We start from the raw sequence: 13735 nt of genomic DNA, 5'->3' as shown, positions 1-13735 counted from the left end.
CAAATATAAATTAATGGCAAGTACAGCTGATATCAAAAAAGGATTATGTATCCGATTTAATCACGACATTTACAAAATAATCGAATTCCTACACGTAAAACCCGGAAAAGGGCCTGCTTTTGTGAGAACTAAGCTCAAAAGTGTTACTACAGGAAAAACAATTGATAACACTTTTTCTGCTGGGCATAAGATAGACGATGTGCGTGTAGAAACTCGTTCGTTCCAATATCTTTATCCTGAAGGAGATGAGCTTGTATTTATGAATACAGAGGACTTTAATCAGGTTCATATTCGTCAGGATATGCTTGATTATCCTGATTTGCTTAAAGAAGGAGAAGTGGTAATGATTATCTTCAATGCTGAAGATGAGACTCCTCTTTCTGTGGAAATGCCTGCAAATGTGATCCTTACAGTAACTCACGTAGAACCAGGGGTAAAGGGAAATACAGCAACCAATGCTACCAAGCCAGCAACAGTGGAAACAGGAGCTATTGTGAATGTTCCTCTTTTTATTAATGAAGGAGACCGCATAAAAGTAGAAACTGAAAAAGGTACCTATGTAGAAAGAATGAAAGATTAGTTCATTCAATAGAGATTAAAGAAAAAGAGGCTACTCCAAAGGTAGCCTCTTTGTTATCTAAGAAAAAGAGCCATTTTCTCTTCTTCCTTTTGTCTCATTTCTTGTGATTGTTCAGGTGTCTTATCTTTGTAACCACATAAGTGTAAGATTCCGTGTGCCATTACCCTGAGAAGTTCTGTAGAGAAATCAATATTATATTCTTTGGCATTTTCCTCTACGCGCTCCACAGAGATATAAATATCACTAGAGAGCAAATTATCCTTTCCATAATCAAAAGTAATAATATCTGTAAGAGTATCGTGTTGTAGATAATCTACGTTAATTTTGTGTAAATACTCATCATTACAGAAAATATAGTTAATATCTCCTTCCTTTTTTCGTTCAGAAGCAATGATAAGTTGCACCCAACGCCTAAAATCACTTTCTTCATTAGGTAATTCAAAAGAAAGTTCATAAAAAAAGTGTATCATAAATACGAATTAGATTTTTTGCAAAGTTATAAAAAAGAATGGGAATAAGAGTAGTTTATTTTTCTAAAAAAGAATCTATTTTATTTAAAATATCTTGTAAAGAAATCGTTGTTATAGATTTTTCATAGCCTTCAGGATATTTATTGCCAAATACGGAAGTAGGAATTAGTGGGAAAATAGTTCTATCAGCTAATAGGGCATTTGATGAGTCTTGCCCATAAGGATAAAAACCTGCAAAAGGATGAGTTACTCCCCACAGAGTAATTGTAGGAACACCATACATAGCTGCTAGGTGAGCATTTCCGCTATCCATAGCAACCATTAGTTGTAAGTGGGCAATCAGAGAAAGTTCCTCTGCAAAGGAAAGAATACCTATCATATTCTTCACATTCTTAAGCGAAGGAAGTGATTGTACTAACTCTTTCTCTCGGTTTCCTCCTCCAAAGATAAAGATATTGAAAGTAGGATATTTTTCAGAGATAGATAGAATAACTTTTTTCATCTGCTCAAAAGGGTATTCTTTTCCCTTATGAGAGGCAAAAGGAGCTATCCCAATATTTTTATACTTTGAAAGCATATCTTGTATCTTCTGAGAAAGGGGGGGAGAGGGAGCAAAGTAATTTTTTTCTAAAGTAATCGGAAATCCTAAGGATTCAAATACTTTTGCATAGCGTATATAGCTAGGTAATAAAGGAACAAAAATCTTATTTTTGGCTCGAGTAAGGGCTTTTTTCTCACTTCTCCCTTTATTGATTTGCTTAAAAGGAACTGACGAAAAAGAAAAAAATAATTTTAATATGTTTGTTCTCAATACATTATGTAAATCAGCAATGCCTGTAGGACTATTTTTTTTCAGTTCCTTGAATAGCCTGTAAAGTCCTATGATACCTTTATGTTTTTTCTTCAGATCCAAAGGAAATACCTGACAATTAGGTAGATGGGTGAACATTGGAGCAAAAAGAGGACGAGTAACTATAGTGAGTTTTAGCTCAGGATATTGCTCAGTAAGAGCGGTCAGTACAGGAATACTAATAGCAACATCTCCCATTGCAGAGAGGCGAATAACTAATAAGTGATTGGTTGAAGTATTTTTCATCTAACTGATTTCTACAAAAATAGGGCAATGATCACTATGCTTGGCTTCAGGGAGTATTGTAGCTCTTTGGATACGATTTTCTAAAGGTTGAGCCACTAGGCAATAATCAATACGCCAGCCTTTGTTATTGGCTCTAGCATTGGCACGATAGCTCCACCAAGAATAATTATGAGGTTCTTTGTTCAAAAAACGAAAGCTATCTATAAAGCCATTCTTTAGGAAATCATCTAACCATTTGCGTTCCACAGGAAGAAAACCAGAGACATTCGCATTGCGTACAGGATCGTGAATATCAATAGCTTCGTGACAAATATTGTAGTCTCCACAGATAATAAGGTTAGGATGTGTTTTCTTTAACTGATTGATATAATCCTGAAAATCAGCCATAAATTGTAACTTGTGATCAAGGCGATTCGTATTAGTTCCAGAAGGCAGATAAAGGCTCATAATAGAAATGTCTCCATAATCCGCACGAAGAATACGCCCTTCCTTATCCATATAATCAATACCTGAACCGATTTCTATATGGTTAGGTTCCGTTTTGGAGAGGATGGCTACACCACTATAGCCCTTTTTTTCAGCAGAATGAAAGTAAAGATAATGATAACCAATTGCCTTGAGGGATTCTTTATCTATCTGACTTTCAAGAGCTTTTATTTCTTGCAAGCAGATAACATCAGGATTGGCTGCACTTAGCCATTCTACAAATCCCTTGTTCATAGCCGCACGGATACCATTGACATTATAAGAAAAAATTTTCATACCAGAAATAAATAAAGCGCAAATGTACTAAAATATATTGTAAAAAATACATATTTTGTAAGGAGATTTTTTAATTATCAAAATATATTCCCTGCTAAAAATCTTAAAATATTTTTTATTTCTGTTGAAAAATTGTAATTTTGCACCGTACCTGATGATACATAGAACAACTAAATATGGCAAAAATAAAATATTATTACGATCCAGAAACCCTTTCTTTTAAGCAAATAAACAATCATAAAAGAAGGCTTAAATATTTGCTATTTTTCTTTCTATCTTCCTTTCTTTTCGCTTTATTGATTATCCTTATTCTCTATAATGTAAATATAATGCAGACTCCAAAAGAATTATCAATGAGGAGAGAACTTAAGGAATATGAGACTCAGTATGCCATTTTGAATAAAAAAATGAAGCAGATGGAAACAGTTCTTGACAATATAGCAGATAGAGATAATAACCTATACAGAACTTATTTCGAAATGTCTCCTATTCCCAATGAGCAACGGAAAAGTGGATTTGGAGGTGTAAATCGTTATGAATATCTGGAGAAATTCACGAATTCTGAATTGCTTATTGATATGACCAAGCACTTGGAATCTTTGCAAAAGCAATTGGCTGTTCAGTCACAATCTTTAGATGATATAGCTTCTTTGGCTAAGGAAAAAGAGAAATTATTGCAGTCTCTTCCTGCTATTCAGCCTGTACAAAATAAGGATCTTAAGAGAATGGCATCGGGCTATGGTTTCCGTACAGACCCTTTTACAAAAGTGAAAAAATTCCATTATGGAATGGATTTCTCTGCTCCCTCAGGTACTCCTGTATATGCTACAGGTGATGGGGTGGTTTCTCGTGCTGATAGTAATTCTTCAGGCTATGGGGAGCATATTCGTGTAGATCACGGTTATGGATATGAGACTATTTATGCGCATCTGAGTCAGTATAATGTGCGCCCAGGTCAGAAAGTAAAAAGAGGAGATGTTATAGGATATGTAGGAAGTACAGGACGCTCAGAGGCACCTCATTTGCACTATGAGGTTAAGAAAAATGGCGAACACCTTAATCCTATTAATTTCTACTATGGAAGCCTTTCTTCAGAAGAATATGCTGAGATGTTGAAACAATCTTCTCAAGGAAATCAATCATTAGACTGATGGAAGTGCCTTACAAAAAACGCTATTATTCTATAGGAGAACTAGCAAAATCTTTCAATGTAAATCCTTCTAAAATAAGATTCTGGGAAAAAGAATTTGATATATTATCTCCTAAGAAAAGCCAGAAAGGAACTCGGAGATATTCTGAAAAGGATATAGAAATTTTTCGCTTAATATATCACTTAGTTGAGGAACAGGGATATACATTGGAGGGCGCAAAAGCCAAAATAAAAGAAAAACCAAAAAAAATACTTTCAACAATAGAAATTATTGATAAACTTCAGCAAGTGAAGCAAATGCTGATGGATATAAAGAATGAATTATAGAAAATAAGATGGATTACGTATATTCTACAACTGAAAATGGTATTGCAACACTAGAATTCTCACATTCACAAGCCAATTGTCTCCCTTTAGATTTTCTTTATCGTCTCTCTGAGGAATTGAATAAGCTCTCAGTAGATGATACCGTAAAGGTAGTTCTCCTTAGGAGTGCTGGAGAAAAAACTTTCTGTGCGGGAGCTTTTTTTGATGAGCTTTCTCAGGTTGATTCATTAGAAAAAGGTAAGGAATTTTTTAGTGGATTTGCTCTTGTACTCAATGCTATTCGCCAATGTGCAAAACCTATTATAGGAAGAGCTCAAGGGAAAGCAGTCGGAGGAGGAGTTGGTATTTTGGCGTGTTGTGATTATGTATTTGCTACAGAACAAGCTAGTATTCGATTACCAGAACTAAGTATTGGAATAGGACCTTTTGTAATAGCTCCAGTAATTGAGAGAAAAATGGGAACTGCAGCTCTTTCTGAATTATCTTTCGATCCAGAACAATGGAAAAATGCTTATTGGGCAGAAAAAAAAGGGCTTTTTGCGAGAGTTTTTGAGAATATTTCTGATATGGATAAGGAAATAGACTATTTTTTAAGAAAATTGAGTTCATATCCTATAGAATCTCTTGTGGAAATCAAGAAAATCCTTTGGAAAAGTACTCCTTCTTGGGAAAATCTACTCTTTGAAAATGCTTCTATTTCTGGAAAATTAGCTTTATCTGATTTTACTAAAAATAAAATAGCAAAGAAAAATAAATGATACCATTACAACAAAATATATCTGAAATACAAGAAAAAATAGCTAATGCTCCTGATAATAGTTATGCAATGGGAGTTCTTATAGGAAGCCTCTTGCCTTTTGTAGTGTTAGTTATTTTGGGCTATCTTCTGTATTCATATATGAAAATAAAAAGCAATAAATAATGTCAGTACAAGAAACTACTTTGGAAATCCGTTTGGATAATCTTGAACATAATGTGCGCCATTTAAAGAAATATCTCAAGGAAGGAACTCGTTTTTTGGCGGTTGTTAAGGCAAATTCATATGGAAATAATTCTGTTGCTATTGCCCAATACTTAGAAAAAAAACATTTGGTAGATTATTTTGCAGTAGCTTTTACTAGTGAAGGAATTGAGTTGCGAAAGGCAGGAATAGTAACTCCAATCCTAATATTTCATCCTCAACTGATAGATTTCCAAGAGATACTTACCTATCAATTAGAGCCTACTTTGTATTCTAAAAGGCTGATTACCCATTTTTTGGATTTTGCGAAAGAGAATAACCTACAAGAATATCCATTCCATCTCAAATGTAATTCAGGAATGAACCGATTAGGATTTTCAGTAGAAGAAATAGAAGAAATATGCCAGCTTCTTGAGGGAGAATCTTCTATAAAAGTGAAAACAGCTTTCTCTCACTTACTAGCCTCTGAAGATTTGGAAGCTCGTCCTTTTATGGAGAAGCAGATTACTATTTTTAAAGAATTTCAGAAAAAACTTGAGCAACATTTCTCACATAAGATTATCTACCACAATTGTAATACCTCAGGAATACTCAACTACCCAGAGGCTCATTTTGATATGGTAAGAAGTGGAATCGGAATGTATGGGTTTGCAAATGACACTTCTCTACAGAAAGATTTTAAGCCTATTACTATACTTAAGAGTATCATTTCACAATTACATAATATTCAGGCAGGGGATTATGTAGGCTATAATTTTGGATTTCAAGCACAGAAGCCTATGTGTATAGCTACGATTTCAGTAGGTCACGCTGATGGGCTTAATCGTATTTATGGGAAAGAAGTTGGTTTTGTATATATAAAGGATAAGAAATGCCCTATTGTGGGAAATGTATGTATGGATATGATAATGGTAGATGTTACTGAAATTTCCTGTCAGGAAGGTGATGAAGTGGTTATTTTTGATGAACGCCATACAAGTGAAGTCCTAGCAGAAGCCGCTCAAACCATCTCCTATGAACTTATTACTTCCCTTTCTCGTAGGATAAAAAGGGTTTATATAGAATCTTAGAATCTTATTCAAATTTTATAGCTTTGATAGGAGAGATTCTGCTTACTATATAAGAGGGGACAAGAAGCATTAGTAAGCAAGTAATGAGAATTCCTATATTAACTATAATAATATATCCTAGATGTAGGTAAATGGGTACTTCCGAAACGTAATATATAGAAGGATCTAGCTTTAAGGGAGAAAAGAAATATTGTATCAGTAATAGGCTGATTCCTATGAGGTTGCCCCATAAAAGTCCTAACCCAATAAGATAAACTGCATTGTAGAGGAATATTTTACGAATTGTCCAGTTACTTGCTCCAAGAGCCTTAAGCATTCCTATCATAGGAGTTCTTTCTAATATAAGTACAAGGATGGCTGTAATCATATTGACCCCTCCTACAATAACCATAATACTAATAATTATAATAATGTTAAGGTCAAAAGTGTGAAACCAGTCGAAAATGGTGGGGTATTTCTGGGCAATTGTTTGTGAATCATATTCAGGAGGGATATGGTTATATATGTATTCCCCAATGGAGTTCATCTGGTCAAAATCTTTGATAAATACTTCAAAAAAGCCTGTTTGGTTGGCTTTCCATTTGTTGATTTTTTGTAATTGTCGGATATCTACAAGTATATAAGAAGCATCAAATTGCTGAAAACCAGATGAATAGATACCACAAATGGTAAAGTTCCTTTGGTTGGGAATACTTATATTATCCTCTCGGAGAAACAAAGTATTACAAGTATCTCCCACAGAGAGTTCTAATCGGTTTGCTATATATTCTGAGATAAGTACCTCATTACTAAGCGTATCAGTAGAATAGTTAGGAATTTTTCCTTCTTTAAGATATGATTTCATATATTTCCAATCATAATCCATCCCAATTCCTTTTGCTATAATTCCCTCAAAAGTCTTTTCAGTACGAATAATTCCACCTTTGGTAATCACAGACTGGATATGTATAACTCTATTTTCTCCTTGGTTAAAAAAATCAGGCTGAGTATAGAAATCTTCTTCAGTAGAAATAGGGACTATAGAGACTTCAGAGTGATTGGTGTCATAATTGAAAATCTGGATATGTCCATTGAGAGAAGCTATTTTCTGGCGAATACGTTCTTGAAGTCCCTTTCCTGTAGCTATAGCAATAAGGATCATCACCATTCCAAGAGCAATGGCACTAATGGCAATTTTGATAATTGGAGAAGAAATACTATTTTTGCCCTCTGAAGTTCGTACTATACGACTGGCAATGAAAAATTCAAAATTCAAAATGAAACGCAAATTTAGAATGAGCAAAATTACACTTTTTTTATTATTCCTGAGTCTTTTTGGGAAAATTTCTGCACAAAATATTTCTTACAAAAAATATGAATATGTAGGAACAGGAGCAAGTCAATATTATCAGTATCTGCCAATGCTTACAGGAAAAAGGGTAGGGGTAGTTACGAATCATACAGGGATTATTCAGAAAATAATTCATAATGAGGATAATACAACCACAATAGAGAATGAGCATTTGGTGGATTTTCTTTTGACTAAGAAAGTAAATGTTACCAAAGTGTTTGCTCCAGAACACGGATTTCGTGGAACAGCCGATGCAGGGGAAGTTATTAAAGATGGAATAGATGCAAAAACCAAGCTTCCTATTGTATCTCTCTATGGAAAGAATAAAAAACCAACCTCGGAACAACTCAAAGGGATAGAAGTAATGCTTTTTGATTTGCAAGATGTTGGGGTGCGATTCTATACCTATATTTCTACTTTACACTATGTAATGGAGGCTTGTGCAGAGAACTATATTCCTTTGGTAATTCTAGATCGTCCTAATCCTAATGGATATTATATAGATGGAGCAGTGTTAGAACCTCCATATAAGAGCTTCATAGGGATGCACCCTGTTCCTGTAGTCTATGGGATGACAATTGCAGAGTATGCACAGATGATAAATGGAGAGAAATGGCTTAAAAATGGAATTCAATGTAATTTAAAGATAGTTCCACTGAAAAATTATGATAGGAGTGTTATTTATCCACTTCCTATCCCTCCTTCGCCTAACTTGCCTAATGAAACGGCAGTAAATTTGTATCCAAGTCTATGTTTTTTTGAAGGAACAAATATAAGTATGGGCAGAGGAACCCAATGGCAGTTTCAAATATATGGTTCTCCTTACCTAAAAAAGACAGCTTTTACCTTTACACCAAAGCCTAATTCAGGAGATAAGAATCCTAAATATAATGGAAAAACTTGCTATGGAGAGGATTTAAGTCGTACGCCTCCCTTAACTTCTTTAAATCTTTCTTGGTTGCTCAAAGCCTATCAGCAAACAGAAGGAGTGAAAACGAATTTTTTCAATACTTCATTTGACAAACTTGCAGGAAATAAAGAACTAAAAGAACAACTTGTGCAACATAAGACAGAAAAAGAAATAAAAACTAGCTGGAAAGATGCTTTAGAAATCTTTAAAAAAACAAGAAAGAAATATCTATTATATCCTTCTGATTTCTAAAAAGATAAATGTATTTATACTTCTTATTTTTTGTAGAAAATAAAAAAATGTGAAGAAATTTATATAAAAAATGTATGTTATGTAAATTATATTTTTTATTTTTGTGCCATAAAAGGGGAGGATTTATTAAAACACACTCTTTTTCAGATATGTATCTGTTTTACAAGAACTTAAGTTTTTTATGTTACATAAGATTAAAGCAAATCAGATTGCTCAAGTATTGAATGGAACTCTTGTAGGGAATCCTGAAGAGGAAGTCTTCAAGCTCTCTAAGATAGAAGAAGGCTCTTTGGGCTCTATAACTTTCTTATCTAATCCAAAATACAAACCATATATATATACTACGGAGGCATCTGTGGTAATTGTTAAAGATGATTTTATTCCTGAACAACCTATAAAATCAACTCTTATTAAGGTTCCTGATCCCTATTCTGCTTTTACTCAATTGCTTGAATTTTATAATCAGATGAGAATCTCTACTAAGGTAGGGATTGAGAATCCAGTTTTTATTGATCCTTCTGCTACAGTAGGGGAGAATGTGTATATAGGAGCTTTTACCTCTATAGGAGCACATTGTAAAATAGGAAATAATGTAAAAATATATTCTAATACCAATATTGGAGACCACGTAACAATAGCAGATAATACAATCATATTCAGCGCTGTAACTATTTGTGCAGATTCTGTCATAGGAGCTAATTGTATTCTTCATTCGGGAGTAGTTATTGGGGCAGATGGTTTTGGCTTTGCTCCTCAGGAAGATGGTTCTTATAAGAAAATTCCTCAAATAGGGAATGTTGTTTTGGAGGATAATGTGGAGATTGGGGCTAACACAACAATTGATCGTGCTACAATGGGTTCTACCCTTATTCGTAAGGGAGTAAAAATAGACAACTTAGTACAAATAGCTCACAATGTGGAAATAGGAGAGAATACAGTAATAGCTTCTCAAGCAGGAGTAGCAGGTTCTAGTAAGATTGGCGCACATTGTAGCATAGGAGGACAGGTTGGCATTGCAGGGCACTTCACTATAGGTAATAATGTAAAAATACAAGCCCAATCAGGAATTGGTAGAGATGTTAAGGATAATGAAGTAATTCAGGGTTCACCTGCCTTTACTTATATGGATTACAACAAATCCTATGTAGTATTCAGGAAACTTCCTGAATTGTTCAAGAAAATCGATGAATTAGAAAAAAAGATTGATTCTTAACCTATTATGAATATTGAGCTATTGAAGGAATCTTTAAATTTACTCAATGATTTTCCAGAATATATATTATATCAATTCAGTAGCAGAGTATCTAACTATTTACAAACGTTGCCTAAAGGATATAGAGTAGATTGCTCAAGAAAGAGGCTCTGCTTACATAAAAGGCAAACTAAAAGAATATCCTACTCTTATAAGTAAAGAGGTTGATGAATATATTAGACTAAAAAGTGATGATAAAAGCTTGCTTTCCTTATTTTTTGAACGTATCTATATAGAAAACATTATTTGCTTATTTAGAACAGGAAGTTTTCCCCATAGTATAAAGAAGAAAATTTGTAAAGTAGCCAATATAAATCAGGAAATATTTAGAGTTATTGAAAAACCGATTTTAGAAACAATACTTTAATAAATATTAGAAAATTACGTAATTAAAAAATATATCTTGTGAAACAACATACATTAGCTGGCTCTATTACCTTACAAGGAAAAGGGCTCCATACAGGAAGGAATGTAACCCTCACTCTAAAACCTGCCAATGAGAATACAGGATTTGTATTTGTTCGATTGGATTTGGAGGGCAACCCCGTCATAGAAGCAGATGCGAACTATGTAACAAGTACTGAGAGAGGTACTGTCCTAGAGAAAAAAGGAGTAAAAATACAGACCTGTGAGCATATTCTTGCTGCATTAGTGGGAATGAATTTGGATAATGTTTCTATTGAATTAGATGCTCCTGAACCTCCTATAATGGATGGATCGGCTAAGTTTTTTGTGGAAGCTATTGAGAAAGTGGGAGTTGTGGAACAAGAAGCAGAACGTAAGGAATACATTGTACAGGAGGTAATCTCTTATAGAAATGAGGAGACAGGTTCTGAAATTACTATTATTCCTTCAGAAGAGTACCAAGTAACTACAATGGTGGATTTTGGAACTAAGATATTAGGAACCCAAAATGCCTATATGAAATCTCTCTCTGAATTCAAAGAGGAGATAGCTAGTGCTCGTACTTTCAGCTTTTTACACGAATTAGAAGTACTTCTGGACAGGGGACTTATCAAGGGAGGAGACCTCAATAATGCTATTATATATGTAGACAAAGAGCCTTCTACTGAGACAATGGATAAACTCAAAAAAGTTTTTGACAGAGATAATGTTACAGTAAAGCCAAATGGTGTATTAGATAATATTACACTTCATTACTCCAATGAGGCTGCTCGCCATAAGCTATTAGATGTGGTAGGAGATTTAGCTCTTGTAGGGGTTCGTATTCGTGGAAAAGTTATAGCTAATAAGCCTGGACATTTTACGAATACTCAATTTGCTAAGAAGCTCTCTAAAATTATTGCCAACGAACGTAAGAATGATATTCCTAAGATAGATATTAATCAGGCTCCTTTGTTTGATACTGTAAAGATTATGAAGTTTCTTCCACATCGTCCTCCTATGTTATTGGTGGATAAGGTGTTTGAACTTTCAGATAAACATGTAATTGCTACAAAGAATGTTACCATGAATGAGCCTTTCTTTGTGGGGCACTTCCCTGGAGCTCCCGTAATGCCAGGTGTACTTCAGATAGAGGCAATGGCACAAGCTGGAGGAGTACTGATTCTTAGTACTGTACCTGATCCTGAAAACTACCTGACTTACTTTATGAAGATTGATAATGTCAAATTCAAAAATCCAGTACTCCCTGGAGATACTCTTATTTTTAAGTTAGAGTTACTCACCCCTATCCGTCGTGGAATCTGCCATATGCAGGGGTATGCCTATGCCAATGGTAAACTCGTAACTGAAGGAGAGCTTATGGCTAAAATAGTAAAAAGAGACGATAATCAAGAGTAATATGATGTATCCCTTAGTCAATATACACCCTGAAGCTAAAATAGCTCAGAATGTGGTAGTAGAACCTTTCTCTACTATTTGCAGAAATGTAGAGATTGGAGAAGGTACTTGGATAGGTCCTAATGTAACCATTATGGAAGGGGCTCGTATTGGGAAAAACTGTAAAATATTCCCAGGAGCGGTTATCTCAGCTATTCCTCAAGATCTTAAGTACAAAGGAGAAGAAACTACTACCCATATAGGGAACAACACTACCATCCGCGAATGCGTTACTATCAACAAAGGAACGGTAGATCGCATGCGTACTGTGGTGGGGAACAACTGCCTGATTATGGCTTACTCTCATATCGCTCATGACTGTATCGTGGGGGACAATTGTATTTTCTCCAATGGCACCACCTTAGCCGGACATGTAACTGTAGGAGATTGTGCTGTAATGGCTGGAATGACAGCTGTCTATCAGTTCTGTTCTATTGGGAGTTATGCGTTTGTTACAGGAGGTTCCTTAGTAGGAAAAGATGTACCTCCTTATGTTAAGGCAGCTCGTAATCCTCTCTCCTATGTAGGGGTAAACTCTATTGGGCTACATCGTCGTGGTTTCTCCACCGAGAAAATTCGTGAAATACAGAACATCTATCGTATTCTTTTCCAAAAGAAACTTAGTACTTCTCACGCCTTGGAGTATATAGAAGCTGAAATGGAAGCAACTTTAGAAAGAGATGAAATCCTTCAGTTTGTTCGCAAATCTCAACACGGAATTATGAAGGGATATGCAGGCATCCTTCCAGATGAAGGAAATGTATAAAGTGCTATTTTCTTCTTAGATTATATAAAAGAGATACAAATTATTGTATCTCTTTTTATTTACCTATAATAATAAGTTGTATCTTTGCCCATTCATCATTAAAATATACATACTATGTTTCAAACCCCTTATAACGCGGCGCCATTTTCGCGCTTTACTGCTACCGACTATCTGCCAGCTATTGAAAAAGCTATCGCCGAAAGCCTTGCCCAAATCGATAGTATTACCCAAAATTCTGAACCTGCTACTTTTAAAAATACAATAGAAGCCTTGGCTTACACAGGCTTAGAACTCGACCGACTTACGGCTATGTTCTTCAACCTCAACAGTGCTGAGACTAACGATGCCCTGCAAGCCGAAGCGCAACGCATCTCGCCTTTGCTTACCGACTACGGCAATGATATCCGCCTGAATGAAGCCCTCTTCAAGCGTGTGAAAGCAATCTATAATCAGCGTGAGCAGCTTTCGCTTACTGCAGAACAACAAACGCTCTTAGAGAAAACTTACAAAAGTTTTACCCGCAATGGGGCTAACTTATCACCCAACGATAAGGAGAGTTTGCGCAAGATTGATAAAGAATTGGCTACACTTAAGCTGAAGTTCTCCGAGAATGTACTCGCTGAAACCCAGCATTACCAATGGGTAATTACCGATAAGGAACAACTGAGTGGGCTACCTGATTTTGTTCTTGAAATGCTCGCTCAAGAAGCCAAAAAACGCCATACCCAAGGCTGGGTCATTACCCTCGATTTACCCGTATATACAGCAGTAATGAAATATGCTGATAACCGCGACTTGCGTCAGAAACTCTTCACCGATTATCACAGTCGTTGTGCGGGAGAGAGTGCCTACAACAACGAAACCAATGTGTTGCGTATCGCCCAATTGCGACAAGCACGCGCCTCTTTGTTAGGCTACCCTAATTATGCTACTTTTGCTTTAGAAGAACGTATGGCGGAAACCCCCG

At 35.4% G+C, this 13735-nt stretch carries 15 protein-coding genes; 11 read left to right on the top strand and 4 right to left on the bottom strand.

Going from position 1 to position 13735, the window contains the following annotated elements; translation table 11 throughout:
* The first annotated feature begins 13 nt into the window (after positions 1-13).
* On the top strand, positions 14-580 hold the full coding sequence (efp, locus tag RYK20_RS00885; protein WP_297978917.1) for an elongation factor P: 567 nt from the start codon (positions 14-16) through the stop codon (positions 578-580).
* 53 nt (positions 581-633) lie between these two features.
* On the opposite strand, the gene ybeY is transcribed toward efp, so the two are convergent.
* The 3 genes from ybeY to RYK20_RS00870 are packed head-to-tail and all read right to left on the bottom strand — an operon-like array spanning position 634 to position 2908.
* Positions 634-1050, bottom strand: coding sequence for an rRNA maturation RNase YbeY (gene ybeY / locus RYK20_RS00880; protein ID WP_297978919.1), 417 nt, complete (start codon positions 1048-1050; stop codon positions 634-636).
* A 55-nt stretch (positions 1051-1105) separates the two neighbouring features.
* Positions 1106-2146 (bottom strand): glycosyltransferase family 9 protein, encoded by a 1041-nt coding sequence (locus RYK20_RS00875; protein WP_314894070.1) that lies wholly within the window; start codon positions 2144-2146, stop codon positions 1106-1108.
* Entirely contained in the window at positions 2147-2908 is a 762-nt protein-coding gene (locus RYK20_RS00870) for an exodeoxyribonuclease III (RefSeq protein ID WP_314894069.1), read from the bottom strand. It abuts the gene before it with no gap.
* A 176-nt stretch (positions 2909-3084) separates the two neighbouring features.
* On the opposite strand from RYK20_RS00870, the gene RYK20_RS00865 reads away from it, so the two are divergent.
* The 5 genes from RYK20_RS00865 to alr are packed head-to-tail and all read left to right on the top strand — an operon-like array spanning position 3085 to position 6416.
* On the top strand, positions 3085-4059 hold the full coding sequence (locus RYK20_RS00865; RefSeq protein ID WP_297978923.1) for a M23 family metallopeptidase: 975 nt from the start codon (positions 3085-3087) through the stop codon (positions 4057-4059).
* Positions 4059-4385 (top strand): MerR family transcriptional regulator, encoded by a 327-nt coding sequence (locus RYK20_RS00860; RefSeq protein WP_297978924.1) that lies wholly within the window; start codon positions 4059-4061, stop codon positions 4383-4385. Before RYK20_RS00865 ends, RYK20_RS00860 begins: the two co-directional genes overlap by 1 nt.
* Positions 4386-4393: 8 nt before the next feature.
* A complete protein-coding gene (locus RYK20_RS00855) occupies positions 4394-5143 on the top strand; it encodes an enoyl-CoA hydratase/isomerase family protein (protein ID WP_314894068.1) in 750 nt (249 codons plus the stop codon).
* Positions 5140-5307, top strand: coding sequence for a hypothetical protein (locus tag RYK20_RS00850; RefSeq protein WP_297978927.1), 168 nt, complete (start codon positions 5140-5142; stop codon positions 5305-5307). Before RYK20_RS00855 ends, RYK20_RS00850 begins: the two co-directional genes overlap by 4 nt.
* The gene (alr, locus tag RYK20_RS00845; protein ID WP_297978929.1) at positions 5307-6416 is read left to right on the top strand and encodes an alanine racemase; all 1110 of its coding nucleotides are present in this window, start codon (positions 5307-5309) and stop codon (positions 6414-6416) included. The genes RYK20_RS00850 and alr overlap by 1 nt, the downstream gene beginning before the upstream one ends.
* A gap of 4 nt (positions 6417-6420) precedes the next feature.
* On the opposite strand, the gene RYK20_RS00840 is transcribed toward alr, so the two are convergent.
* Complete coding sequence (locus tag RYK20_RS00840) at positions 6421-7671, bottom strand: FtsX-like permease family protein (RefSeq protein WP_314894067.1); 1251 nt, start codon at positions 7669-7671, stop codon at positions 6421-6423.
* A gap of 19 nt (positions 7672-7690) precedes the next feature.
* Here RYK20_RS00840 and RYK20_RS00835 point away from each other — a divergent pair, with 19 nt between their 5' ends.
* From RYK20_RS00835 to RYK20_RS00815, 5 genes are all read left to right on the top strand, one after another.
* Complete coding sequence (locus tag RYK20_RS00835; RefSeq protein ID WP_314894133.1) at positions 7691-8908, top strand: DUF1343 domain-containing protein; 1218 nt, start codon at positions 7691-7693, stop codon at positions 8906-8908.
* A gap of 181 nt (positions 8909-9089) precedes the next feature.
* Positions 9090-10121 (top strand): UDP-3-O-(3-hydroxymyristoyl)glucosamine N-acyltransferase, encoded by a 1032-nt coding sequence (gene lpxD / locus RYK20_RS00830; RefSeq protein ID WP_314602954.1) that lies wholly within the window; start codon positions 9090-9092, stop codon positions 10119-10121.
* A gap of 444 nt (positions 10122-10565) precedes the next feature.
* Positions 10566-11963 (top strand): bifunctional UDP-3-O-[3-hydroxymyristoyl] N-acetylglucosamine deacetylase/3-hydroxyacyl-ACP dehydratase, encoded by a 1398-nt coding sequence (locus tag RYK20_RS00825; protein ID WP_311456626.1) that lies wholly within the window; start codon positions 10566-10568, stop codon positions 11961-11963.
* A 1-nt stretch (position 11964) separates the two neighbouring features.
* On the top strand, positions 11965-12768 hold the full coding sequence (lpxA, locus tag RYK20_RS00820; protein ID WP_311456627.1) for an acyl-ACP--UDP-N-acetylglucosamine O-acyltransferase: 804 nt from the start codon (positions 11965-11967) through the stop codon (positions 12766-12768).
* A gap of 114 nt (positions 12769-12882) precedes the next feature.
* Positions 12883-13735, top strand: an 853-nt coding sequence (locus RYK20_RS00815; RefSeq protein WP_314894066.1) for a M3 family metallopeptidase, incomplete at its 3' end; no start/stop codon positions are given.

The sequence above is a fragment of the uncultured Capnocytophaga sp. genome (assembly GCF_963525585.1).
Taxonomy (GTDB): domain Bacteria; phylum Bacteroidota; class Bacteroidia; order Flavobacteriales; family Flavobacteriaceae; genus Capnocytophaga.
This window is presented reverse-complemented; position numbering and strand designations above follow the sequence as displayed.